General features: G+C 71.5%; 18 protein-coding genes, 1 tRNA gene and 1 pseudogene. 5 read left to right on the top strand and 15 right to left on the bottom strand.

Going from position 1 to position 24,368, the window contains the following annotated elements; genetic code table 11:
* Positions 1–288 precede the first annotated feature (288 nt).
* The 4 genes from ABTY61_RS35790 to ABTY61_RS35805 all read right to left on the bottom strand — a co-directional run bounded on the left by ABTY61_RS35790 (position 289) and on the right by ABTY61_RS35805 (position 5,194).
* A complete protein-coding gene (locus tag ABTY61_RS35790; RefSeq protein ID WP_502895488.1) occupies positions 289–2,850 on the bottom strand; it encodes an ATP-dependent Clp protease ATP-binding subunit in 2,562 nt (853 codons plus the stop codon).
* 202 nt (positions 2,851–3,052) lie between these two features.
* Complete coding sequence (locus ABTY61_RS35795; protein ID WP_350509357.1) at positions 3,053–3,757, bottom strand: VIT1/CCC1 transporter family protein; 705 nt, start codon at positions 3,755–3,757, stop codon at positions 3,053–3,055.
* Positions 3,758–3,897: 140 nt separating this feature from the next.
* Positions 3,898–4,536: an HAD family hydrolase gene (locus ABTY61_RS35800; protein ID WP_350509358.1), complete on the bottom strand. Its 639-nt coding sequence runs from the start codon at positions 4,534–4,536 to the stop codon at positions 3,898–3,900.
* Positions 4,537–4,591: 55 nt separating this feature from the next.
* Positions 4,592–5,194, bottom strand: coding sequence for a methyltransferase family protein (locus tag ABTY61_RS35805; RefSeq protein WP_350509359.1), 603 nt, complete (start codon positions 5,192–5,194; stop codon positions 4,592–4,594).
* Positions 5,195–5,622: 428 nt separating this feature from the next.
* Here ABTY61_RS35805 and ABTY61_RS35810 point away from each other — a divergent pair, with 428 nt between their 5' ends.
* Positions 5,623–7,347, top strand: a complete 1,725-nt coding sequence (locus ABTY61_RS35810) for an AIPR family protein (protein ID WP_350509360.1) — start codon at positions 5,623–5,625, stop codon at positions 7,345–7,347.
* A gap of 358 nt (positions 7,348–7,705) precedes the next feature.
* Here the strand turns inward: ABTY61_RS35810 and ABTY61_RS35815 are convergent.
* Positions 7,706–8,697 (bottom strand): annotated as a pseudogene (locus ABTY61_RS35815) (IS481 family transposase).
* Positions 8,698–9,013: 316 nt separating this feature from the next.
* A tRNA-Val gene (locus ABTY61_RS35820) sits at positions 9,014–9,085 on the bottom strand.
* Between the two features lie 122 nt (positions 9,086–9,207).
* Between ABTY61_RS35820 and ABTY61_RS35825 the strand changes: the two genes are divergently transcribed.
* Both ABTY61_RS35825 and ABTY61_RS35830 read left to right on the top strand, forming a co-directional pair.
* A complete protein-coding gene (locus tag ABTY61_RS35825) occupies positions 9,208–10,620 on the top strand; it encodes a coiled-coil domain-containing protein (RefSeq protein ID WP_502895487.1) in 1,413 nt (470 codons plus the stop codon).
* Between the two features lie 22 nt (positions 10,621–10,642).
* Positions 10,643–10,861, top strand: coding sequence for an FmdB family zinc ribbon protein (locus ABTY61_RS35830; RefSeq protein ID WP_350509362.1), 219 nt, complete (start codon positions 10,643–10,645; stop codon positions 10,859–10,861).
* Here ABTY61_RS35830 and ABTY61_RS35835 read toward each other — a convergent pair.
* The 3 genes from ABTY61_RS35835 to ABTY61_RS35845 all read right to left on the bottom strand — a co-directional run bounded on the left by ABTY61_RS35835 (position 10,858) and on the right by ABTY61_RS35845 (position 15,830).
* Entirely contained in the window at positions 10,858–11,796 is a 939-nt protein-coding gene (locus ABTY61_RS35835) for an HAD family hydrolase (RefSeq protein WP_350509363.1), read from the bottom strand. The two genes, ABTY61_RS35830 and ABTY61_RS35835, sit on opposite strands and share 4 nt — an antisense overlap.
* The gene (locus ABTY61_RS35840) at positions 11,796–14,390 is read right to left on the bottom strand and encodes a phosphoribosyltransferase (RefSeq protein WP_350509364.1); all 2,595 of its coding nucleotides are present in this window, start codon (positions 14,388–14,390) and stop codon (positions 11,796–11,798) included. Before ABTY61_RS35840 ends, ABTY61_RS35835 begins: the two co-directional genes overlap by 1 nt.
* A gap of 246 nt (positions 14,391–14,636) precedes the next feature.
* Positions 14,637–15,830, bottom strand: coding sequence for an HpcH/HpaI aldolase/citrate lyase family protein (locus ABTY61_RS35845; protein ID WP_350509365.1), 1,194 nt, complete (start codon positions 15,828–15,830; stop codon positions 14,637–14,639).
* Positions 15,831–16,201: 371 nt separating this feature from the next.
* Between ABTY61_RS35845 and ABTY61_RS35850 the strand changes: the two genes are divergently transcribed.
* On the top strand, positions 16,202–17,425 hold the full coding sequence (locus ABTY61_RS35850; protein WP_350509366.1) for a TerD family protein: 1,224 nt from the start codon (positions 16,202–16,204) through the stop codon (positions 17,423–17,425).
* A 99-nt stretch (positions 17,426–17,524) separates the two neighbouring features.
* Here ABTY61_RS35850 and ABTY61_RS35855 read toward each other — a convergent pair whose 3' ends face one another.
* Positions 17,525–18,280: a Tellurium resistance gene (locus ABTY61_RS35855; RefSeq protein ID WP_350509367.1), complete on the bottom strand. Its 756-nt coding sequence runs from the start codon at positions 18,278–18,280 to the stop codon at positions 17,525–17,527.
* 362 nt (positions 18,281–18,642) lie between these two features.
* Between ABTY61_RS35855 and ABTY61_RS35860 the strand changes: the two genes are divergently transcribed.
* Positions 18,643–19,833 carry a DUF2637 domain-containing protein gene (locus ABTY61_RS35860; protein ID WP_350509368.1) on the top strand — a complete coding sequence of 397 codons (1,191 nt, stop codon included), beginning with the start codon at positions 18,643–18,645 and terminating at the stop codon, positions 19,831–19,833.
* Positions 19,834–20,029: 196 nt separating this feature from the next.
* On the opposite strand, the gene ABTY61_RS35865 is transcribed toward ABTY61_RS35860, so the two are convergent.
* The 5 genes from ABTY61_RS35865 to ABTY61_RS35885 form a co-directional block, all read right to left on the bottom strand.
* Complete coding sequence (locus ABTY61_RS35865; protein WP_350509369.1) at positions 20,030–21,124, bottom strand: DUF475 domain-containing protein; 1,095 nt, start codon at positions 21,122–21,124, stop codon at positions 20,030–20,032.
* Positions 21,125–21,314: 190 nt separating this feature from the next.
* On the bottom strand, positions 21,315–21,893 hold the full coding sequence (locus tag ABTY61_RS35870) for a TerD family protein (RefSeq protein ID WP_350509370.1): 579 nt from the start codon (positions 21,891–21,893) through the stop codon (positions 21,315–21,317).
* Positions 21,894–22,168: 275 nt separating this feature from the next.
* On the bottom strand, positions 22,169–22,744 hold the full coding sequence (locus ABTY61_RS35875) for a TerD family protein (RefSeq protein WP_350509371.1): 576 nt from the start codon (positions 22,742–22,744) through the stop codon (positions 22,169–22,171).
* A gap of 247 nt (positions 22,745–22,991) precedes the next feature.
* Positions 22,992–23,450 carry a peroxiredoxin gene (locus ABTY61_RS35880; RefSeq protein ID WP_350509372.1) on the bottom strand — a complete coding sequence of 153 codons (459 nt, stop codon included), beginning with the start codon at positions 23,448–23,450 and terminating at the stop codon, positions 22,992–22,994.
* A 280-nt stretch (positions 23,451–23,730) separates the two neighbouring features.
* Entirely contained in the window at positions 23,731–24,171 is a 441-nt protein-coding gene (locus ABTY61_RS35885; protein WP_350509373.1) for a DUF3052 domain-containing protein, read from the bottom strand.
* Positions 24,172–24,368: the final 197 nt, after the last annotated feature.

The raw sequence follows: 24,368 nt of genomic DNA on the forward strand, positions 1-24,368 counted from the left end.
GGGCCGGGCGGCCCGTGGTGGCGTGGGCCGCGGGTGGGTGTCCACCGGGGCGGCGCTGCGTGGCCGGGCCCGGGGCTGGGGCGTGCCGGGGCACCGGCAGCCCGGACCGGGCCCCGCGCCCACGGCGGGCGCCACGGTTCGGGCGGCGCCCCCGGGGAGGGCGGCCCCTGCTCCGGCGGTCGGGACGTGGGCGGCATCATGCCCGGAAGGCCGGACCCGCGCGCCGCCCGCGCGCGTCCTCCACCAGTGGCGTTCCGGCGTACTCCCGATGGAGGACGCCCGAACCGGTCAGCTACCTGCGCTGTCCCCCGCCTCCGCCTGCGCCTTCTCCTCCGTCTGCGCCTTCTCCTCCGCCGCCGCGAAGGTCGCCGACGCCTCAGGCCGCGCCAGCGTCACCACCAGCTCGCCGTCGTCGACGTCCGCGATCAGCGTGTCCCCCTCCCGGACCGTCCCGTCCAGCAGCAGGTTGGAGATCCGGTTGTCCAGCTCCGACTGGATCGTCCGGCGCAGCGGCCGGGCCCCGAACTCCGGCTGGTAACCGCGGTTGACCAGGTACTCCTTGGCCGCCTCGGTGACCTCCAGCCGCACGTCCTGGGCCCGCAGCCGCCGCCGGCTGCGCTCCAGCAGCAGGTCGACCACCGACAGCAGGTCCTCCCGGGCGAGCGCGTGGAAGACGATCACCTCGTCGATCCGGTTGAGGAACTCCGGCCGGAACTGCCGGCGCAGGTCCCGCATCAGGTCGTCCCGGATCTCGTCGACGTTCCCGGAGTGGTCCAGGATCCGCTGCGAGCCGATGTTGCTGGTCATGATCACCACGGTGTTGCGGAAGTCGACCGTACGCCCCTGGGAGTCGGTCAGCCGCCCGTCGTCCAACACCTGGAGCAGCAGGTTGAAGACGTCCGGGTGCGCCTTCTCCACCTCGTCGAAGAGCAGCACGCTGTACGGCTTGCGGCGGACCGCCTCGGTCAGCTGCCCCGCCTCCTCGTAGCCGACGTAGCCGGGCGGGGAGCCGACCAGCCGGGAGACGGTGTGCTTCTCCTGGAACTCGCTCATGTCGAAGCGGATCATCCGGTCCGGGTCGCCGAACAGCAGCGCCGCCAGGGCCTTGGCCAGCTCGGTCTTGCCGACGCCGGTCGGGCCGAGGAAGAGGAACGAGCCGGTCGGACGGTCCGGGTCACCCATCCCGGCGCGGCCGCGGCGCACCGCCTGGGCGACGGCGGTGACCGCCTCGTCCTGGCCGATCACCTTCTCGTGCAGGTGGTCCTCCAGCTTGAGCAGCCGCTCCTTCTCGGTCGCGTTCAGCTCCGCGACCGGGATGCCGGTGCGGGAGGACAGCACCTGCGCGATGTCGTCGGCGGTCACGTCGACGACCTCCTCGCGGGACTCGGCGATCGCCGCCAGCTCGTCCTCGGTCCGCCGCAGCTCGGACTTGAGGTTGGCCGCCCGCACGAACTCCTCGTCCGCGACGGCCTCGTCCAACTCCCGCTTCAACTTGGTGATCCGGTCCTGCACCGAGGTCGCCGCGCTGGAGCCGCTGAGGCTGCGCAGCCGCACCCGGGCACCGGCCTGGTCGAGCAGGTCGATCGCCTTGTCGGGCAGGAAGCGGTCGCTGACGTACCGGTCGGAGAGCGTCGCCGCCGCGTGCAGCGCCTCGTCACCGAACCGCACCTGGTGGTGGGCCTCGTAGGCGTCGCGCAGCCCCTGGAGGATCTCGATCGTCTCCTCGACGCTCGGCTCCGGCACCAGCACCGGCTGGAAGCGGCGCTCCAGCGCGGCGTCCTTCTCCACGTGCTTGCGGTACTCGTCCAGGGTGGTCGCGCCGACCACGCTCAACTCGCCGCGCGCCAGGGCCGGTTTGAGGATGTTGCCGGCGTCCATCGACCCCTCGCCGCCACCGCCCGCGCCGACCACAGTGTGCAGCTCGTCCAGGAACAGGATCACGCTCTTCTCGGCGGCCGTGACCTCGTCGATCACCTTCTTCAAGCGCTCCTCGAACTCGCCCCGGTACTTGGAGCCGGCCACCAGCGCGGTCAGGTCCAGGGCGACCACCCGCTTGTCCCGCAAGCTCTGCGGCACGTCCCCGGAGACGATCCGCTGGGCCAGGCCCTCGACGATCGCGGTCTTGCCGACCCCCGGCTCGCCGATCAGCACCGGGTTGTTCTTGGTCCGCCGGGAGAGGATCTCCACGGTCTGCTCGATCTCCTCGGCCCGCCCCACCACCGGGTCCAGCCGGCCCGCGCGCGCCGCCTCGGTGAGGTCCTGCCCGTACTCGTCCAGCGTCGGCGTCCCGCTCGGGTGCGCGCCCGTGCTGCTGCGCTCGCCGCCGGTGCCGCGCCCGTCCAGCACCGACTTCAACGACTCCTGCGAGGGCGCCGCGTTGCGCAGCGCCGTCCCCGCACCGGACCGCTCCTGCTCCAGCAGCGCGCCGAGGATGTGCTCCGGGCCGATGTACGAGGCGCCGACCGCCTGCGAGCGGGCGTGCGCGGCGAGCAGCGCGCGCTTGGCCGAGGGGGTCAGCGCGGGCTGTCCGTCCAGCGCTTCCGGGTTGCCCGCCGGCAACACGTGCTCCAGGTCACCGGAGAGCTGGTCCGGGTCGATCCCCGCGCGCTCCAGCATCCGCCGCGAGGGCTCCACCCGGGTGGCCGCCCAGGCGAGGTGCGCGGTGTCCAGGTCGCTGCTGCCGTCCTCGGCCGCGCGCTGCGCGGCGAGCCCCAGCAGCTCCTGGGAGGACTCGCTGAGCAACCTCCCGATCGGCACCCGCTGCACCGCGGGCGGGGAGGCCAGCGGACTCATCCCGAAGAACCGGCTGAGCAGGTCGGAGAACGGGTCGTTCGATCCGAACGGGGGCATGGTCACGGCACTTCACCTCTCCCAAGCGGTTTGCAGTCACACAAACACAGGGCGCGTCCGCCCGCCTGTCGAGCGGGCCATGGCCCGGGGCGCCGGCCGTCCCGCCTGCCTGTCCCGCCTCTCTTGCCCGTCCCGCCTGCCCCGCCCCTCCTGCCCGTCCCGCCCGTCCCGCCCGTCCCGCCCGTCGAGCACGTCGAGCACGTCAGCCGGTGAGGCGGTCCAGCAGCACCCCGCCGCTGTACGTCACCGCCATCGCCAGCAGCCCGCCCGCCACGTTGCGCGCCACCGCCCGCCCCGGCCCCGCCCCGCCGAGCCGGGCGCTCGTCCAGCCCGAGACCGTCAGCGCCAGCACCACCGCGACCACCGTCACCCCCAGCCGCCAGGACTCCGGCGGCAGCATCACCGCCAGCAGCGGCACCAGCGCGCCCAGCGTGAACGCGGCCGCGCTGGCCAGCGCCGCCTCCCAGGGGTTGGTCAACGCCTCGGGGTCGATGCCGAGTTCGGTCTGCGCGTGGGCCGCCAGCGCGTCCCGGGCGGTCAGCGCCGCGGCCACCTCCCGGGCCAGGCCGTCGGTCAGCCCGCTGTCCCGGTAGTAGTCGGTCAGTTCGTCGAGCTCCCCCTCCGGGTCCTCGGCCAACTCCCGCCGCTCCTTCGCCAACGCGGCCCGCTCGGTGTCCCGTTGGGTGCTGACCGAGACGTACTCGCCGACCGCCATCGACATCGCCCCCGCCAGCAACCCGGCCACCCCCGCCGCGAGCAGCGCGGTGCGGGACCCGGCCGCGCCCGCCACACCGGTGACGATCCCGGCCGTCGAGACCACACCGTCGTTGGCACCGAGCACCGCCGCCCGCAACCAGTTCAACCGCGCCGACAGCTCCGCCCGGCTCTCCCCCGCCTGATCCGCCATCCGCGCCCACCACTCCCAGGGGTCCGTACGGTCCCCCCGATCCTCGCCCGCCGCGTCCGGCCCCGCCACCCGCCGCCGGACATCGGACGTCGGCCGTCAGCGCGTACGACTCACCCCATCGGCGCAGCACCGAGAGCAGGTCAAGACCACCCGCCAGGGGCCGGCCGGCCCAACACCGGCGCCAGCGCCCGTCGCAGGTCCTCCGGCCCCCCGTAGAGCACCCCGGTCATCCCCAGCGCCACCGCCGCGTCCACGTTCTCCCGCCGGTCGTCGACGAACAGGCACCGCTCCGGCCTCGCCCCGGCCCGCTCCGCGGCGATCTCGTAGATCCGCCGGTCCGGCTTGGCACTGCCCACCCGGGAACTGTTCACCACCGCGTCCGCCAGGTCCGTCAGCCCCAACCGCGCCAGGTCCTCGTCCAGCCACACCGTCGCATTGGTCACCAGCACCACCCGGCAGTGCTCCCGCACCCGCCGCAGCAGCTCCACCACGACCTCGTCCGCCCAGAACGGCGAGTTCGCGAACGCCTCCGCCAACCCCCGGGCCGCGTCCTCCGACACCCGGCCGGCCAGCCCGCGCGCGATCGAGTCCACCCACTCCGCCCGGCCGATCCGCCCCAGCAACAGCGGCAGGTCGTTCTCCGGCGCGAACCCGACCGCCGCCGTACTCCCCTCCCCCACCCCCGCCGCCCGCTCCAACGCCGCCACCCCGGCCCCGTCGAAGAACCGGATCACGCCGTCCACATCACACAGCACCGCATCAAACGCCCTGTTCGTCACCCGCCTCTCCTACCACGCAAGATCACCGCCCCCGCCACCCGGGTCCCGGATCCCGTCAGCGCCCGGTCGAGCCCGAACGGGACAACCCGCGCGGGACCAGCGCCGGAACGCGGGCCCGGTAGTCCTCGTACTCCGCCCCGAACAGGCCCGCCATCATGCCGTCCTCGGCCCGCACCCTCAGCAGCAACCAGGGAACGACGACGAGCAGATAGGCGATCCACACCCCGAACCCGCACGCCGGCATCCCCCCGCCGATCAACCCCAGCAGACCGGTGTAGATGGGGTGCCGCACCAGCCCGTACGGACCGTCGGTACGCAGCTCGTGCCGCTCCTGAACGGCGGGCACACTCGCCCACATCGTGCCCAGCACCCACCGGGCCCACAACAGCAGCCCGGTCGACGCCACCACCAACACCCCACCCGCCACGGCCAGTTCCGGCTGCCAGTAGCGCAACTGCCGCCAGAACCCCTGAGTCCGGTCCACCAGCGCCAGCACCACGTACACCCCGACCGCCAACAGCACCCGCCGCAGCAACGACCGGCGCAACCCGCCCAGCCACCCCCGGAACCCGGACCTCCCCACCACAGCGAAGTAGACGACACCCGCAACCCAGGCCACGCAGAAGATCGCCACGCACGTCCCGGTCAACACACCCATTGCCGACTGCAGAGCTCCCATCCCGCAAGACTCCGCCGCCGCCCAACCCCCCACCACCACCCCCGGGTGGACCCCCACCCTCCACCCCCAGGTGGACCCGCCCCGCCCCGAAACGCCAGAAGCCCCGGACCACAATCGGTCCAGGGCTCCCCACGGCGTGGGCGCGGCCGGTTTCGAACCGCCGACATCTGCTTTGTAAGGCTTGGCGTCCGCCACCCGCCCCGACCTGCACCCCGCCTGACCTGCCAGTTCCCCGGCCACCACCCCGCCGGCGCCCGTGACCGACCGCTACGTGCCGCCCGATCTGGCACGCCTTTGGCACGTGCAACCCGCACCTCCAGAGGTCTTACGCCTAACTGTCCGCCATCAGTCGTATCGATGCGATAGCGTCCCACCAGGTATCCAACGATGACGGGCCCGGAGTACCAGTGGACAGGATCACCGAGAGCTTCCTGCGGGAATTTAGTCAAGAGCGTCAAATCGGCCACGAGCCCCAGTCAGAGCAGTTTGAGGCGTTCGCTGCCTATTGCGTGCTCTCCAGCGAACACGACGGCGAGTTTGATCCCGTAGAACTGCGTACCGGGGGCGGAAACGACCTCGCGGTTGACGCGGCTGCGCTCGTAGCCAACGGGGATATCGTCACAGGCTCCGAAGAAATCGACGACCTCCGAATCCGAAACAACTATCTCCAAGCACGAATTCTGATCGTCCAGGCGAAGACAAGCGGCAGCTTTGACGCTGCTCGAATTACCGACCTCGCAGACAATCTGTGCGACTTCTTTTCAGACAGTCCAACCTTGCCAATGAGCAATGAACTGAAGGACTTCAAAAGCCTGGTCGACAAGCTCTACGAGAACAGTACTGCGTTCCGAAAGGGGTCTCCCGATCTGGTGCTTCGCTATGTAACGACTGGCACCTGGACCGGCGACGCCCACCTCTCCTCGAAGGTCGCAGCGGCAACCAAGAGGCTTGAAGAGCTCAATCTCTTTGGGAGTGTAAGCTTTGAGTGCCTCGGCGCTAAAGAACTGCAGGCCCTATATAGAAGCGCAAAAAATACGGTCGAATCGGAATTCCAGTTCCCCAACCAGGTACTAATCCCGGAGATCGAAGGCGTCGAGCAGTCCTACATTGGAACAGTCGCAGCCAGTGAATACATGCGACTAATCTGTGACAGCAATGGGAATATTCGCAAGTCGCTTTTCTATGAGAACGTGCGCGATTTCCAGGACTACAACGATGTGAACCGGGGAATCAGGAGCACCCTCCAGGAGGAGCGAACTCGCGGTCGATTTGTCGTTCTGAACAATGGCATCACCATTGTCGCCCGAGAAATGGGCGTGGTTGGCAACAAGTTTACGCTCCGTGACTATCAGATCGTGAACGGGTGCCAGACCAGCCACGTACTCTTCGATGAGAAGGACAATCTCGAAGGCGTTCACGTGCCACTGCGACTGATCGTGACTCAAGACGAGGACGTTGCAAGTAGCGTAACAGCTGCAACAAACAAGCAGACGCTCGTATCCGACGAAGACTTGAAGGCCCTAGAGGTGCTGCAGAAGGAGCTGGAAGCCTTCTTCGAGGCGCACCCAGCGGAAAAGCGCCTCTACTACGAACGGCGCTCTAAGCAGTACAGTGCGGTCGCAGGGCTGGAGAAGACGAGAATCGTGACCCGTCCGCAGTTGGTGCGGAGCTATGCCGCCATGATGCTCAATGAGCCATGGCGAGCAGGGCGATACTACGCGGAATTGCTGCGCATCCGGGGAAGTGAAATCTTCAAGGCAGGAGACCTGCCCGACCCCTACTATGTGGCCGCAGTGGCCTCGTACAGGCTGGAATACTTCTTCCGGAATGGATACGTGGACGGGAGATATAAGCCCGCCCGCTACCAAATCCTTATGGCAATTCGCCACTATATCGAGCCGGGGGAGGTTCCCACCAGGCGCCGAGAACTAGAAAGGTATTGCGCTCGAATTTCCGATCGCCTCTGGGACCTCCAGGAAGGGCCTGCCCTTATCCAGGCGATTCTTCCAGCCATTGATTCCGCTGTGGCAGCCACAGAATCCGACGGAATCCTAGATCGCGATACCGTGCGAACCCAAGCTTTCACTGACTTGGTCATCAAGGGCATCGCAACATTGCTCCAGGCCAAGTAGAGCTGACCTGCCACCATCGCGCAGCTGCAGGTCGGGCGGTGGAGCGGTTTTGGCCGGTGTCCTGTCCGGGCTTGGGTCGAGCATGATCGGGGGGCCGTAAGCTGCTGCGACTCGGTCAGGGCTTTTGGGCCTGACCGCAGTTTGGCCGAGTGGCCCCCCGGTCTTGCTCGACGCGGGTCCCTGCCCGGAGAGGTGGGTTAAACGAGCCGCCCGCCCCAGCCGCCCTGTTGCCCCTGTCCAGGTGGACGCGCCGGGACCGGGCGCCAGCCCGCACGCCCGGCGTCGGCCGCCCGGGGCGGGGCAGCGGCGCGCACAGGGCACGCGCCCTTGACCTAGGTGTGCATCTTCCGGAGCTCGGTTACATGTGGGTCTCGGTCTTCTGCTTGAGGCGTTCGTAGGGCGTCTGGCCGCCGAGAGCGCCGTGCGGGCGGTGGAAGTTGTAGTAGTCCTCCCATTCTCGGAGCTTGTCGTTCAGGACGCCGGTGTCGTCGACGACGACACCGGCGAGCATGCGGTAGAACTCCTCGCCGTCGATACGGTGTGAGCGTTCGACCTTGCCGTTGAGGTGGGGGGATGCCGGCTTGATGTACGTGTGGGCGATGCCCTTGTCGAGCACGTGCCAGTGGAAGGCGGACTGGAACTCGGCGCCGTTGTCCGTCTGGATGACCTCGACACGGAACGGCAGCCGCTCCAGGACGTAGTCAGGAACTGGACGGCGGTCTTCTGGTCGCACCGCGGGTAGATCCGCAGGACGCGCAGTCGGGTGCAGTCGTCGATCGCGGTGAACTGGTAGTACTTCGCCCGACGGCGGGTCTTGGGAGCCGTGCCGGTGACCGGGGCCAGCCCTTGGGGCGCGGTTTGAGCCGGAACGCCGATCGGTTCGATGAACTTGACGTCGATCTGGACGCGGTTGCCGGGCAGCTGCTTCTCGTATCGGGTGTGGCGCCGGTCGTGGCGCTTGTAGCGCTGAGAGGAGGGCAGCCGGTTCAGGCCCAACCTCTTGAGGATGCGGTAGACGACGGAGCAGGCGATGTCGATGTCGTGGTACCGCTTCAGGTACATCTGGATCTTCATCGGGCCGAAGTGGTAGTTCTGCCGCAGGTAGACGATCTTGTTAACGACGTCGGCGTCGGTGGCGTTCGGGCTGTGGTGCGGCGCGCTGGAGCGGTCGCGCAGGCCCTCGATGCCTTCCTCCTGGTAGCGCCGCTGCTACCTGTAGAAGCAGTTGCGGCTGATCCCGTAGTACCGGCAGGTCAGCGAGACGTTCCCGGTGACCTCCGCGGCGTGTCTCAGGACCGCCAGGCGTCGCTGGGCCTGGCGGTCCTGCTGCTGTTGCGGTGAAGGGGGCATGGCAGGACTCCGTCGCAGTCGGAGATCCATGTGTCACCAACGTCCGGCAGTTTTATAACTAGGGCACGTATCCGTTTCTTCTGGTCATCGGTCACGTCCAGCCACTATCCGCCGGCCATAGTCGACAAGCACGCTGCCCCGCGTCGGCGACCAGTGAGCCCATTTCCACGATGTCCGCCACACCGACAACAACCTGGCATCGCGCTCCGGGCGTCGGGGCATCTGGCACGCGGGTGGCACGGGACGGGTAGGACCCCGGAAACGATCAAGGGCCAGTTCGGGAGGATCCTGCCTCCGAACTGGCCCTTCTCATCTGTGGGCGCGGACGGTTTCGAACCGCCGACATCTGCTTTGTAAGAGCAGCGCTCTACCACTGAGCTACGCGCCCCCGGTCGTGGCCCTTCGGGCGTACGACGAGTGCCTAGGGTACCTGGTCCGGAGGGGTGGTGTGGTGTGGGCGGTGGTGGGCGGGAGGGAGGGGGCTCCCCGGGTGTGGGGGAATCGGGGAGAATGGGGCGCGGATCAGCGGGTCGGAGCAGGGAGCGCGCAGTGGCGGTGGCCGGCGGGAGCGGGCGGCGGGGGTCGCGTCGGGCGGGGAGTGCGCTGGGTGACGCGCTGGTGTTGCCGGTGGTGCTGGCGGGTGCGTTGGGGGCGGTCGGGCTGGCCTCGGCTGGTAGTGGCGGCTGGTGGGGCCGGCGGGGTGCCGGGGACGGGGTGCGGGCGGAGGCCAGGGACGCGCGGGCCGCGGCGCAGGAGGCGTTCTACGAGCTGGACGAGACGCAGCGCGAGCTGCAGCTGGCGGTGGAGACCGTCCGGGCGGCCGAGGAGGGGCCGGCGGCGCAGCGGGCGTTGGCCGAGCTGCCGGCGATCTCCGGCCGGGTCGAGCAGGTCACGGTGAACTACCTGGCCGCGCTCGACGCCCATGACCTGGACAACGAGGCCCTGGACGCCGGTTCGGCGGCCCAGGCCCGGCGGTTGCTGACGGACGTGCAGGGCCAGCTCCGCTCGGCCCGCGCCGAGCTGACCGACTTCCTGCGCCGCCTGCAGCCGACCGTGCAGCACGCCGAGCAGCAGCTGATGCGGGTCACGCCGGCCGTCGAGCAGGCCAAGCGCGCGCTGCTGGAGGCGACCACCGCACTGGACCGGGTGCGCGGCGCCGGGCTGCGGGCGGACGACCTGGCGGCCCGGCTGGCCGAGCTGGCGCCGGAGCTGGGGCGGCTGAACGAGGGGGCGGCCCGGCACGGCGTGGCGGCCACCCTGCACCGGGCCGACGAGGTGCGGCGGCGCGCGGAGGCGATCACCGCCGAAGCCGCCCAGTTGCCCGAGCGGGCCCGGGAGCTGGACCGGCGGGTGTCCAGTCTGCGGACCCGGATCCAGGCGCTGGAGACCAAGGCGGCGACGGTCGATCCGGCGCTGAGCGAGCTGCGCCGCCGGTTCAGTACGGCCTGCTGGCAGGACCTCCAGCGGGTGCCCGAGCAGGTCGCCGAGTCGGGCCGGGCCGCCGAACGCAAGCTCGCCGAGGCCGCCCGGGCCCGGGACGAGCAGCGGTGGGCGGACGCCACGGCCGCGATCGGCACGGTCCGCGCGCTGCTGGACACCGCGGACGGCTCGGTGCAGGCCGTGAACAACCGGCTGCGGCAGCTGAACGAGGTGCAGCACGACCCGAACCGAGAGGTGGAGCGCGCCCGCTTCGCCGTCCGGGACGCCCAGCGCCTGGCGATGGCGGGCCGCACCGCGCCGGACCCTCGGCACGCCGCCCCGCTGGACGAGGCGGTGGCCCGGCTGGACCGCGCGGTGGAGACCCTCCAGGCGGCGGGCCGGCACCCCGACTACTGGTACTTCCTGACGGAGCTGGCGGCGGTGCGGGAGACGGCGGCGCGGGTGATCGGCATGATCCGCGGCGATCTGGGCCAGCACCGCTGAGCACGGTCGGTACCCTGCCGGTATGCCACGCTACGACTTCCGCTGCCGCTCCTGCGGAGCCACCTTCGAGCTCCGCCGCCCGATGGCGCAGGCCAACGACCCCGCCGTCTGCCCGCAGGGCCACCCGGACACCGTGAAGCTGCTGTCCACCGTCGCCGTCACCGGTTCGGCCGGCGGCGCGCCGCAGCAGGCCCCGGGCGGGGGCGGGGGCGGCTGCTGCGGCGGCGGGTGCTGCGGCTAACCGGAGACGGCAGGGGCGATAGGGACCGCAGGGGCGCCGGGGACCGCAGGAGCGACAGGGACGACTGCGGCAGCCGCGGCGGCAGCCAGGAACCGGCGGACGATCTCCTCCCCGGCCGCCACCCCCACCTCCGCCAGGGCGGTGACGCCGGGGGCCGTCCAGCCGCCGTCGGCCAGTTCGCCGTGCCCGGGCCGCCACCCGGCGTCGGCGGCGAGCAGCAGGTCGGCGTCCAGCAGGGAGTCGCCGGCCGCCAGGACGGTGCCCGCGCCGCTGCGCCGGACGGCCTCGGCGAGCGCGGCGCTCTTGGTGAGCTGCCGCGGCACGGCGTACACCTTGCGGCCCTGCAGCGAGACCCGCCAGCCGCGTTCGGCGCACCAGCCGGTCAACTCGGGCAGCCAGCCGGCGGGCAGCCGGTCGCGGTCGACCACCAGGTAGGCGAACTGCTCGTCGGCGACGCGCCGTTTGCGCGTCCACTCCGGGTCGGCGCTCAGGGCGAGCCGGCTCACCACCTCGTCCAGCGGGGCCGCGCCGGCGGCGATCCGCGCGGTGATCTCGCGGCGCCAGTCGCGGTCCGGTTCGCCGTCCACCAGTAGCTGCCCGCCGTTCGCACAGATGGCGTAAGTCGGCTGCGGGCCGGGCAGGTTGACCCGCCGGTACTGCTCGACGGTCCGGGTGGTGGCGGGTACGAAGCGGGCCCGGCGGCCCAGTTCGGCCAGCAGCACGGCGGCCCGCTCGGTCAGGAAGGACAGCGGTCGCCCGTCCAGCACCTCGACGCAGAGCAGCCGGGGCGCGAGCCGGTCGGGGCCGTCCAGGGCCAGGGCCCGCTCGGAGTAGATGAGCGTACGGTCCAGGTCGCTGGCGACCAGCACGCCGCCCGGGCCGCCCACGCCGCCCACGTCTCCCGAGCCGCCGTCCGAACCGTCGACAGCACCCATCAGGACTCCCTCCCCCGCACGGCCCGTCCGCTCTCCCCCGTCGCGCCCCGACTGTAGCGGGGGTGGATGAGGCCCACGCAGCTGTACGGCAGCCCGTCCACCTCCTCGACCGGAACGCCGCGTTGGGCGGCGAGCAGTCGCACGTGGTCGAGGTCGGCCCCGGCGCCGCGCCGGGCCAGCACCCGCCAGGGCACCCGGCGCAGCAGCACCCGGGTGGTCTCGCCGACCCCGGGCTTCACCAGGTTGACGTTGCCGATGCCGTACTCCGCACTGATCCGCTCGACGGCGGCCCAGCCGGCCCAGTCGGGTGTGCGGTCCGGAGCGGCGGCCAGCCGGTCGGCCTCCTCGACCGCCAGGGCGCGGACCTCGCCGAAGTGGGCGGCGACCGCGGCCAGGAAGGCCTCCGAGACGTCCCCGCCCGCGAGTTCGGCGTAGTGCTTGGCGCCGTGGAAGTCCCCGGGGCCGATCAGCCCGGCCCGCAGCACGGTGCGCGAAACCAGCCCGGACACCGTGGAGTTGAGGCAGGCGGAGGGGATCAGGAAGTCGTCCCGGGTGCCGTACGTCCGGACACAGCGGCCCGGGTCGGCGAGCACCGCGAGGTCCGGGTCGAAGCCGGTGCCGGCCAGCGCGTCGGTGAGTTCGCGGGTGATCGCGCCCTTGCCGGTCCAGCCGTCCACGAACACCACGTCGGACGCCCGGTGGTGGGCCGCCAGGTAGCGCAGGGCGACCCGGTCGATGCCGCGGCCGCGGACGATCGACACCGCATAGTGCGGGACGGACAGGCCGTGGGCGAAGGCCAGCCAGCGGCGGACCAGGATGCCGACCGGCGTCCCGGCCCTGGCCAGCGAGGCGAGCACCAGGCCGGGCCCGCGCTCGCGCAGCAGGGTCTCGGCGACGGTGCCGACGGCGAGCGCCATCCGGCGGGCCGAGCCGCGCAGCGCCTGGTGGAACAGCTCCTGGTACTCGGGGCTGGGCCGGTACTCGACCGGCAGCGACTCGGCGTAGTGCGCGCCGCCCTGCTGGACGGCCTCCTCCCGCTCCTCGGTCGGGGCCTCCAGCGGCACGTCGGAGAGGTCCTTGAGCAGCCAGGCGACCTCCTCCGGCCGGTAGGAGGAGAACTCCGGCCCGTACAGCGGGGTGGGCAGCGCCGGGCGGTGCGAGGGGAGTACGGCGAGGACCACCCGGCCGGTGACCTGCCGCAGCTGGCGCAGCAGCGCGTACTCCCCCTGGTGCAGGGCCGGGGTGTCGGCCACGTCGTCCACCACCAGCACCACGGCGTCGAAGCGGCGGGCCCCGTCGGCGCCGGGGGCGACGTTGTAGACGTAGCGGTCGCGCGAGCCGTCGTCCTGCGGGTCGTCGTGGGCCGGGAAGACCAGCCGGGTACGGATGGCGTAGCCAGGGTCGTCGACGGCGAGGACGGGCGAGCGAGTGGTGGTGGAGTAGCGGACGCGGTCGCCGCCGAGCCGCTGGGCGAGCGCCTCGGCCAGCCGCAGCGGCGCGTACATCAGCTCCTCGACGCCGAGGACCAGGACCTGCTCCGCAGCGCGCTCCCTATCCACCGCCGCCGACCCCTCGGCGCCCGCCGCCGAACCCTCGGCACCCTCAGCGTTCGCCGAAGCACCCGCGCCCGCACCGGCGCCCTCGCCCGCGCCCTCGCCCGCACCGGCGCCCGCACCCGCACCCGCACCCGCACCCGCACCCGCCAGCGCCTCCGCCAACTGCCGGGCCAGCGAAGGCAGTACGGCGTCGAGGCGCTCGCGGTCCTGCGCCGTGAAGCCGTGCCGGCCCCCGTCCGGCAGCCCGGCGGGCCAGTCCAGCTCGACCCGGACCAGCGGGGCGGGCTCGACGGCCGAGGGCAGGGCGGCCGGGGGGACGGCGGCGATCAGCCGCTCGGCCCGCGCCACGATGTCCTCGGGCAGGTCGACGCCGCCGCTCGCGGTGGCCACCACGTCCAGCCGGGCGCCGAGTTCGGCGGCGGCCGCGGCGAGCCGCCGCCGGTCCTCGGCCGAACGCAGGTCGACCAGGGCGACCGCCACGTAGTGGTCGCGCGGGTGGCGTCGATGCAGTTCACGCATGGTGTTGAGGACGGTCCGGCCGGTCGAGAGTTCGTCGTCCACCAGCACCAACGGCCCGTCGCCCGCCAGGAGTTCGGGGTCGGCGGGGAGCAGCAGGTGCCCGGTGGCATGGGAGTGCTCCTCCTCGAAGCCGCCGAGCGGGGGTATCCCGGGGACGGGGCGGCGGGTGGAGTGCAGGCACGGGGCGTCGAGGCCGTCGGCAACACTGTGGCCCAGGCCGGTGGCCGTCTCCGCGTAGCCGAGCACGACGGCCCGGGCGGCCGCCGCGGGGCCGAGCAGTTCCCGCACCCGGCGGCCGAGTTCGAGCCCGGCGCCGTGCACGACGGCGGGCCGCTGCGGGACGTGCTTGCCGAGCACGCTGGAGACCAGCAGGTGGGCGCGCTTGGGGTTGCCGGACCGCAGGGCCAGGCCGACGAGCTCGGGCAGCCGCTCCGACCCGGTCAGCGCGATCCCGGCCCGTTCGGAGACCCAGCGCCCGGTCCACCCGCCCTCCGGCGCGCCGGCCCGTCCCCGCCCCACGGCCGAACCCGCCTTGGCCAGAACCGAAGCCGAGGCCGAAGTAGAGGCCGAAGCCGAAGCCGAAGTAGAGGTCGAGGCCGAAGCCGAGGCCGCCAACGCAGCCGCCGCCAAACCAACCGCTCCCACTCCCGATCCCGCGCCCACTCCCGCGCCCACTCCCGCCCCGGCCGTCGTCTCTGCTCTCTTCACTGCTGGTCCCGCTTTCGGTGGTGCTGGTCGTTCGGATCTCGCGTGTCAGTCAGGGCGTCAGCCGCACAGGCAGGCCGACAGCAGCTCCGCGAAGCTCACGTCCTCCCGGGCCACCCCGAAGACCTCCGCCCGTAGGAGCACCCGCTCCGCCCAGGCGCGGTGCGGCCGGGCCTCGTTCATCTTGTTCGTGTACGCCGAGCGGAGTACCCCGCCGCCGCCCTGCTCCTGCCGGAGGATGTCGCGGGCGTCGCAGTACTCCTCGTGCGTGACCACGGAGAGCGCGTGCACGGCCGGGACATGGCTGGGGTGGATGCAGGTCTTGCCCAACAGACCGTTGGCACGGTCGAGTTCGACCTCGCGGATGAGCCCGTCCAGGTCGTGCTCGATGATCCGGCGGCGGACCTCCTCGCCGGTGGCCCGGGCGGTGCCGGCGGTCGCCGCGAACGGGGTGCGGCGCAGCTGGGGCTTGAACATCCGCTCCTGCACCGGGAAGTACTCCCAGACCGGCCCGGTCACGGTGTACCCGGTGCCGTCGGCCCGGCCGAGCACGTTGACCACGTCGCCGATCGCGGCCGCGACCAGGGCCACGTCGTACGCGGTGAGGTCGGCCGAGCGCCGCAGCCCGTAGGCGGAGCACAGGTCGGTGACGCCGAGCCGGACGGCGAGCACCCGTTCGCGGTGCTCGGCGAGCAGTTCGGCGATGCCGAAGAGCTGCTCGCGCCTGGTCTCCAGGTGGGCGAGTTCGGGCGACTCCAGGACGGGCATGGCGAACAGCCGCCGTCCGGTGGCGGCCTCGGCGGCGGCGAGCGCGGCCAGGTAGGCGCCGCCGTTCCGCGGGGTGAACTTGGGCAGGACGAAGCCGCTCAGCAGCCCGGCGGCCGGGCCGAGCCGTTCGGCCAGGTCGAGGATCTGCTCGGCCGTGCGAACCCTGATGAAGAGAAGTGGATGGCTCTGTGTGCAGTCGGTGAAATCATTGACCAGATCTGTCATCTGCTCGACCAGGTTCCGCTCGCCCGCGTCCACCTCGTGGTCGGCGATCGCGTCCTCCAGGCAGAGCACCATCGACACCACGCCCCGCGCCGCCTGCTTCCGGATGTCGGCGGCCAGTGCGGGCCTGGTCGCGGGGCTGTAGAGGGTGCCGCCGAGGGCGGTGGCGAGCACCGCGGGCTCGCTCCGCGCGGTGAACGTCCGCGGCTGCTCCACGAACAGCCGGGCACGGACGTCGTCGGCGAGGTGGCCGAAATGGCGCATGGTGCCCTCCTCGGGGCTGGACGGCGGGCTGGCCGGACGGACGGCCTCCGGCCCGCGGTTCCGCCTGCACGCACCACCGGCGGACTCCCCTCCGCCGGCCCCCGGGGGCCTGTTCGAAGGCCCATCGTACGGACGGATTCCGGCCGATTCCGACGCCGGGGCACTGAACTCCCGGAACATCCGGCGGCCGCCCGGCCCACTCGGAACGATCATCCGCCGGGCGACGACCCGGCGCGAACGGACCACCCGCCGGTCACGGAGAGACCCAGCGCAAACCTCGATCCGACGCAAGTCTTGGCAAAGTCCGCCCCCGCGCCGACGGTCCCGGTCACGTTGTCCGAAGGGGTGGCGAACGGGCAGGATGGTCCGCTATGACGCACGTGATGGCCAAGGGCGCCAACATCGCACTGCCGGCGGCGGCGGTCCGCGCCGTGCTGCGCTGGAGCGCCACGCCCGGTGCGCCGGACGTGGACGCGTCCGCGCTGCTGCTCGGCGCCAACGGCAAGGTCCGTTCGGACGCCGACTTCGTCTTCTACAACCAGCCGCGCCACCCCTCCGGCCTGGTGCGCCACCTGCCCAAGCAGCACACCGCCGGCGGCACCGAGATCATCGACACGGTCGAGGTGGAACTCGCCAAGCTGCCCGCCGGGGTGGACCGGGTGGTGCTGGCCGGCTCCTCGGAGGGCGGCCCGTTCCGCGCCGTCCCGGGGCTGCGGCTGCTGCTGTTCGACGCCGCGACCGGTGACGGGGCCACGCCACTGGCGGAGTTCGCGATCGTGGACGCCGAGAACGTGTCCGCCCTGGTCGCGGGCGAGCTGTACCGGCGCAACGGCACCTGGAAGTTCCGGGCCATCGGCCAGGGCTACACCTCGGGGCTGATCGGCCTGGCCACCGACTTCGGGATCACCGTCGACGACGAGGCCGTGGACCCGGCCGCGCCCCAGGCCTCACCGGCCCCGGCACCCGCCTCCACCGCCACCCCCGCCGGCGCGGTCGACCCCCGCGCCACCCCGCTGGCCGACCCGCGCTCCGAGGCCCGGCCCGAGCCCGGCACCTTCACCCTGAGCCCGGCCGTCCCGCAGCCCCCGGCCCCTGCCCAGCCCGCGACCGCACCGGCCGCGGCGAACGGCCCGTCGACCCCGCCGCCCGCCGCGCCGTCGACCCCGCCCCCACCGGTGGCCCCGCCCACCATGCCCCCGAACCTCCCGCCGGCCCCGCCCGCACCGCCGACCCACCACCCGGGCACCCACCACCCGGGCACCCAGCAGCCGGGCACCCAGCCGGGCGGCTACGGCTACCCCCAGCCCGGCACCGGGTACGGCTACCCGCAGCAGCCACCGCCCACGACCGGCTACGGCTACCCCCAGCCCAACCAGCCGTACCCTCCGCAACCCCAGCCCCAGCCGGGCACCGGGTACGGCTACCCGCAGCAGCCGCCGCAGGCCGTCCCCCCGCAGCAGCACCCGGGCGGTTACGGCTACCCGCAGCAACAGCCGGGCACCGGCCAGCAGCCGCCCGTCCCGCCGCAGCCCCCGGCACCGGCCGCCGAGGAGTTCGCGCTGCCCCCGCAGGGCCCGCAGTTCCAGCCGCACTGAGCCGACCCCGGCGGGGCCGCCGCCGAAGCACCACGGCCCCGCCGGAACCCCCGCCCCGCCGCAAACCCACGCCCCCGCCCCCGCGCCGAGCCCCCGGACTCAGTCCCGGCCGCCCGGCTGCTGCCCCTTGTACCCCCGCTGCCACTGCATCCCGAAGCCGTACAGCCGGTCGATGTCCGCCTGGAACCCGTTGACGTACCGCACCTCGCGGCGCACCGTCAGCTGGTTGTCCCCGCCGTTCTCGATCAGCACCACCGCGCAGGAGCGCGCCGCCCGGGCCCGCTCGTCCAGCTTGATCTCGATCCGCGGCCCGGTCTGCGGCACGATCGTTATCACCGCGTGGGTCTGCTCGAAGGCCGGGGTGCCGTCGTAGATGTAGACGAAGATCAGCAGCCGCTTGAACTTGTCCTTCTTCTCCAGGTTGACGTACATCGTCTCGCCGGAGGGCGCCCCGTACTGGTCGTCGCCGCTGAGCTTGATGTACGGAGGTTCGCGCAGGTCGCCGAAGAGTTCACCGAGCGGCTGCACCACGCCCCGGGTGCCGTCGGAGAGTTCGTACATGCAGGCGAGGTCGAGGTCGACGTTCAGCTGCTCGTTGCTCCCCGGCGAGTCGGGGTCCTGCGGCCTGAGGATCCGCGGGCTGAAGAACCGCTTGAGGGTGTCCCGGGTGCCCGGCCGGACGGCGCCCGAGCGCGTGGTCCAGTGCAGGTTGACGTAGAGGTAGCCGGTGGTGGCGGCGGAGCCGGTGATCGCGTGCTGCGGCGCCGACTTGGTGAGTGTGACCTTGTGCTGCGCGCCCGGGTTGTCGAAGGTGTAGCTCTTGTCCCCGCGCAGGTACTCCCAGATCGAGACCATCCAGTCCTCTCCCCCTGCCTCCGTGCGGCGGTCTGACGATCCGCCGGTCCATGATCGGGCATCGACCCGGCCGACGGATACCCGGACTTCCCCTTTCCCTACCCCGCCCGGCCGTTCACGCCCACCCGTGACGCGAACCGGTGGGTCGATTGGCCCGGGGAAGCCGCCCTCCCGTAACATGCCGCCCCTTCGGACGCGATATCGTCTAGCCGCACAGGTGTCCCGTCCGCCCCTGCGCGGGCGCGGTGGACACCTCGTGCGGCGACGAACGAACCGTCAGGCGGCACCCGCCCCGCGGGACCTGACCACCTGTGTCGCGTTGTGAACCTTGTCCCCTGCGGAAACCCGAGGCCCGACCCGCAATGAACCTGACCTCCATACAGCTGGTCTGGACCGTCATCGGCGGCGCAGCCCTGCTGTTCGTCGCCATCCTGATGGCGACGCTGCGATTCAAGAGCTCGAAGAACGAAGAGGCCGGCGACTCCTGGGAGCGCAGCGAGGAGCGGCGCCGCCGCAAGGAGATGATCTACGGCATCTCCTCGTACACCCTGCTGTTCTGCTGCGCCGGCGTCGCGGCCGCGCTCTCCTTCCACGGCCTGGTGGGCTTCGGCATCGAGAACCTGGGCCTGTCCAACGGCTGGGAGTACCTCGTCCCGTTCGGCCTGGACGGCGCCGCGATGTTCTGCTCGGTGCTCGCCGTCCGCGAGGCCAGCCACGGTGACGCCGCGCTCGGTTCCCGCCTGCTGGTCTGGGTGTTCGCGATCGCCTCGGCCTGGTTCAACTGGGTACACGCCCCGCGCGGCCTGGGCCACGCCGGCGCCCCGCAGTTCTTCTCCGGCATGTCGATCTCGGCGGCGATCCTGTTCGACCGGGCGCTCAAGCAGACCCGCAAGGCCGCGCTGCGCGAGCAGGGCCTGGTGCCGCGCCCGCTGCCGCAGATCCGCATCGTCCGCTGGCTGCGCGCCCCGCGCGAGACCTACGCGGCCTGGTCGCTGATGCTGCTGGAGAACGTCCGCAGCCTGGACGAGGCGGTCGAGGAGGTGCGCGAGGAGCGTCAGGCGAAGCTGGACGCCAAGGTGCGCGCCCGGTCCGCCGACCGCCGCGAGCGGGCCGAGCTGAAGGCCATCTCCCGCCAGGGCGGCATGCTCGCCCGGGCCCGCGGCGGGCGCCAGGTGCCCGCGCTCACGGCGGCCGGAGACGGCCCGAGCGCTACGGAGCCTGCCCTAGCCGCCGAGAACGACCACGCCATCCCGACCGCGCAGGACCCGTACACCTCCTCCGCCACCGCCCTGGACGCCGGCCGCCGCCCGCATGCCGCCGTCGGTTCGTCCTACTCCGCCACGTCCTCGACGAGCGACTCCTACCTGTCCTCGTCGACGAGCAGCTCCTACTCCTCCTCGACGACCGGCTCGACGACCGGCTCGACGAGCAGCTCGTCCTCGTCCTACCGCAGCTCGACCATCGACCTGACGGCCGACGACGACACCCTGGCGATGCCGAAGCTGGACTCGCTGGAGCGCAAGCTGCGCGCGATCGAGCAGCAGCTGGGCTGACCCGGCAGCACCGATCGGCCAGACCGACCGACAGCACCGCTCGACAGCACCGCTCGGCAGCACCGCTCGGCAGCACCGCTCGGCAGCACCGCTCGGCAGCACCGCAGGAGCAACGCGAACGGCCGCCCCCGGGATCCCCGGAGGCGGCCGTTGCGTTCGGCCCGCCGTGCCGCGCTGAGCACCGACGGGCGGCGGACTACCGCCCGCTGCCCACGAGTTGCTCGCCCTCCTCCGCCGCCTCGCGCCGGTTGCGCAGCATCGAGGAGCCGAGGGCCAGTCCGATGAAGGCGACGCCGATCAGGCCGGTGACGATCTCCGGGATGTGGTACTTGATCCCGACCAGCAGGATCACCGCCAGCGCGCCGATCGCGTAGTGGGCGCCGTGCTCCAGGTAGACGTAGTCGTCCAGGGTGCCCTTGCGGACCAGGAAGACGGTCAGCGAGCGGATGTACATCGCGCCGATGCCGAGGCCCAGGGTGATCTGGAAGATGTCGTTGGAGACCGCGAAGGCGCCGACCACGCCGTCGAAGGAGAACGACGCGTCCAGCACCTCCAGGTAGAGGAAGAGGAAGAAGGCGGCCTTGCCGGCCACTTGGACGATCGACTTGCCGGACTTCTCGGCCTCCTCCTCGCGTTCGGCCTCCTCCTCCAGCCCCGATTCGAAGATCGAGGAGAGGCCGCTGACGACGAGGTAGGTGATCAGGCCGAGCACCCCGGCCAGCAGAACGGTTTCGGCGTGCTCCGCCGCGAAGAAGCGCGAGGCCAGCACCAGCGCGACCAGGGCGACGACGCTGGAGAGGGCGTCCACCTTGCCGACCTTCTCCAACGGGCGCTCCAGCCAGCCCAGCCAGTTGTGCTCCTTCTCGTCGAACAGGAAGTCGAGGAAGATCATGAGCAGGAACACGCCGCCGAAGGCCGCGATGGCAGGGTTGGCCGCTGCCAGGTACTGGCCGTAGGTGAGGCCGTTGTGGGTGCTGTCGGAGTGCAGCGCGAGGTCGATCACCGTCGCCGGATTGAGCTTCGCGGTGAGACCGACGACCAGCAGCGGGAACACGAGGCGCATCCCGAAGACGGCGATCAGCACACCGACCGTCAGGAAGATCTTCTGCCAGTACGGGTTCATCCGCTTCAACACCGTGGCGTTGACCACCGCGTTGTCGAAGGACAGGGAGATCTCCAGGATGGAGAGGATCAGCACGATGCCGAAGCCTTGGGCTCCCCAGAGCAGTCCGGCCGCGATCAGGCCCAAGGCGGTGATCGCGAACGACCAGCCGAATGTGCGGAGGAACACGGGAGTTGGCTACCTTTCGGGTTCTGGCCGTGTCGGGGGCGGCCTGGTCCCGAGACGCCTGACCGGGCCGGGCCCGGTCAGGTCACCCCCGCACTGCCCTCTGTTCTCATGATCGTTTGATCGTCGATCATTGATTGCTGATTGCTGATCGCTGATCGTTGACTAAGTGCGATAAGTCCGTTTTACGTCCTTACTGTACGTTGACGCCGAAGTCGAGCGCGATCCCGCGCAGGCCGGAGGCGTACCCCTGGCCCACCGCGCGGAACTTCCACTCGCCCGCGTACCGGTACAGCTCACCGAAGATCATCGCGGTCTCGCTGGACGCGTCCTCGGACAGGTCGTAACGTGCGATCTCCTCGCCGTCGACGGAGTTGACGACCCGGATGTAGGCGTTGCGCACCTGTCCGAAGTTCTGCAGCCGGGCCTCCGCCTCGTAGATCGAGACCGCGAAGACCACCTTGTCCGCCCGGGCCGGGACCAGCTCCAGGTTGACCAGGATCAGCTCGTCGTCACCCGTGTCGTCGCCGCCCACGAGGTTGTCGCCCTGGTGCTCCACCGAGCCCTCGGGGCTCTTGAGGTTGTTGTAGAAGACGAAGTACTCGTCGCCGAGCACCCGTCCGCCACCACAGAGCAGTGCGCTCGCATCGAGGTCGAACGGTGCGCCCGTGGTCGAACGGGCGGACCAGCCGAGGCCGATCTGGACCTGCGTCAGGTTCGGCGCGGCCTTGGTGAGCGAGACGTTCCCGCCCTTGGCGAGCGTGACCACCATGGTGTTCTTCCTCCCTTGCTTCTCCCGGGGCGCCTTACAGGTGTAGTCCCCCGTGGCCCCGGCCGGCCCGCTTCGGCCGGCTGAACTTCCTGAACTCACATCCTCGCAGCGCGCCCGACCCCGGCGAAGCCGGGACGGCGCCGGAGCGCGACGGGGCACGCCGGAGCACGCCGGAGCACGACGAAACCGGGGCGGCCCCGGACCTCGAAGGTCCGGGGCCGCCCCGGTGAGCGGCGCAAGACCCTTGCGCCGCAGGAGGGATCAGACGCCGGGGATCAGACGTTGACGCCGAAGTCCTGGGCGATGCCGCGCAGGCCGGAGGCGTAACCCTGGCCGATGGCGCGGAACTTCCACTCGCCGCCGTTGCGGTACAGCTCGCCGAAGACCATCGCGGTCTCGGTGGAGGCGTCCTCGGAGAGGTCGTAGCGCGCCAGCTCGGCGTTGTTCGCCTGGTTCACCACACGGATGAACGCGTTGCGCACCTGGCCGAAGTTCTGGCCGCGGTTCTCGGCGTCGTAGATCGACACCGGGAAGACGATCTTCTGCACGTCGGCCGGGACGGCGGCCAGGTTGACCTTGATCGCCTCGTCGTCGCCCTCGCCCTCACCGGTCAGGTTGTCGCCGGTGTGCTCGACCGAGCCGTCCGGGCTCTTCAGGTTGTTGAAGAACACGAAGTTCCCGTCCGAACCGACCTTGCCCTGCTCGTTGCAGAGCAGCGCGCTGGCGTCCAGGTCGAAGTCCGTCCCGGTGGTGGTCCGGACGTCCCAGCCCAGGCCGACCACGACGGCCTGGAGACCCGGCGCCTCCTTGGTGAGCGAGACGTTGCCGCCCTTGCTGAGGCTGACTCCCACGTGTCCTCCAAGAATCGGGAGGCACGGGTGGTGTGCCCCCGGGTGGTGCGGTTCACGGCGCCGACCGACGAAAACGGGCGTACGCCGCACTCCGCCAACGGCCCGAGCGTAGTACCGGGTTCCCGCACGCACGCCCGAACGGACGGGACCGGAGCGTCGCACGGGCCCTGCGGGACCGACGGACGGCCTCCGGGTGCCCCGACCGCCCCGGCCGTCCCGCCGGCGCCCCCTGGCGCCCCCGGGGCGCTCAGAGGCCGGCCAGCACCCTCAGGTACTCCTGCTCGTCCCGGGCGTCCGGGAGGCCGTTGACGACGCTCCAGCGCACCGTGCCGGCCTGGTCGATCACGAAGGTGCCGCGCAGCGGGCAGCCCTTCCGCTCGTCCAGCACGCCGTAGGCGCGGGCGACCTCGCCGTGCGGCCAGAAATCGGCCAGCAGCGGGAACTCCAGCCCCTCCCGGTCGGCGAGGACGCGCTGGGAGAACTGCGAGTCGCAGGAGACGCCGAGCACCTGGACGTCGTCGTTCTGCAGCCCGGGCAGCTCGCGCTGGATCGCGCCCAGCTCGCCGGTGCAGACCCCGGTGAAGGCGAACGGGTAGAAGACCAGGACGACGTGCTTGCGGCCGCGGAAGTCGGCCAGCCGGACCGTCTCCCCGTGCTGGGTGCTGAGCTCGAAGTCCGGGGCCTGGGTGCCGACCTCGATGGCCATGAACGGGACCTTTCTGACGCGACCGGGCCGCGCGGCGGGCACGGCAGGCGACATCCTCGCATCCGTTGACCGACGTTCGGCCGAACGGATGACCCGGCCCACCGGGCCGTCCGACCCTTCCGCCCTGAGCGAACACCTGCCGCACCCGCAGCCCCCGGCCGCCCGCAGCACCGCACCGACCACCCGGCCGCCCGGCCGCCCAGGCCCCCGCACGGAAAAGCGCCGGGCCCCGCCGGAGGAGATCCTCCGACGGGGCCCGGCGCGAGGCCCAGGGGCCCGTTCAGCGCTGCTTGGGCTGCTTCGCCGTGGACTTGGTCGCCAGGCGGGTCGCCGCCCAGTCCTTGGCCACCGCGATCGAGCTGGTCTGCGAGAGGCCGGAGGTCTTCGCCGCGTCCGCGATCTCGGACGCCTCGATGTGGCCCTCCCGGCCGGTCTTGGGCGTCAGCAGCCAGATCAGCCCGCCCTCGGCCAGGTACTCCAGGGCGTCGACGAGGGAGTCGGTGAGATCCCCGTCCTCGTCGCGGTGCCACAGCAGGACGGCGTCCGCGACGTCGTCGTAGTCCTCGTCGACGAGCTCCGTCCCGGTGATCTCCTCGATGCCCTCGCGGAGATCCTGGTCAGTGTCTTCGTCGTACCCCAGCTCCTGGACGATCTGGCCTTCTTCGAAGCCGAGACGGGTCGCCGGGTTGGACTTGTCCGCGGGGTCCGCGGTCGCGCTCACGGGAATAACCTCCAGTATTCGGCCCGGCATCCATGCCGAGGCTGTGGCCGTAGTCCACACGGGCGCGGCGGTTCGCGCAAGTACCCGACCCCCGATCCCCCCCAAAGGTTGACGTGCCACACGGGGACACGCCGGGCGAGGTGTCGGGAATCACACCGATTTGCCCTTCTCTGCGTGGGACAAGGATGCTTCGGGTG

This window comes from Kitasatospora sp. NPDC096128 (genome assembly GCF_040303105.1).
GTDB lineage: Bacteria > Actinomycetota > Actinomycetes > Streptomycetales > Streptomycetaceae > Kitasatospora.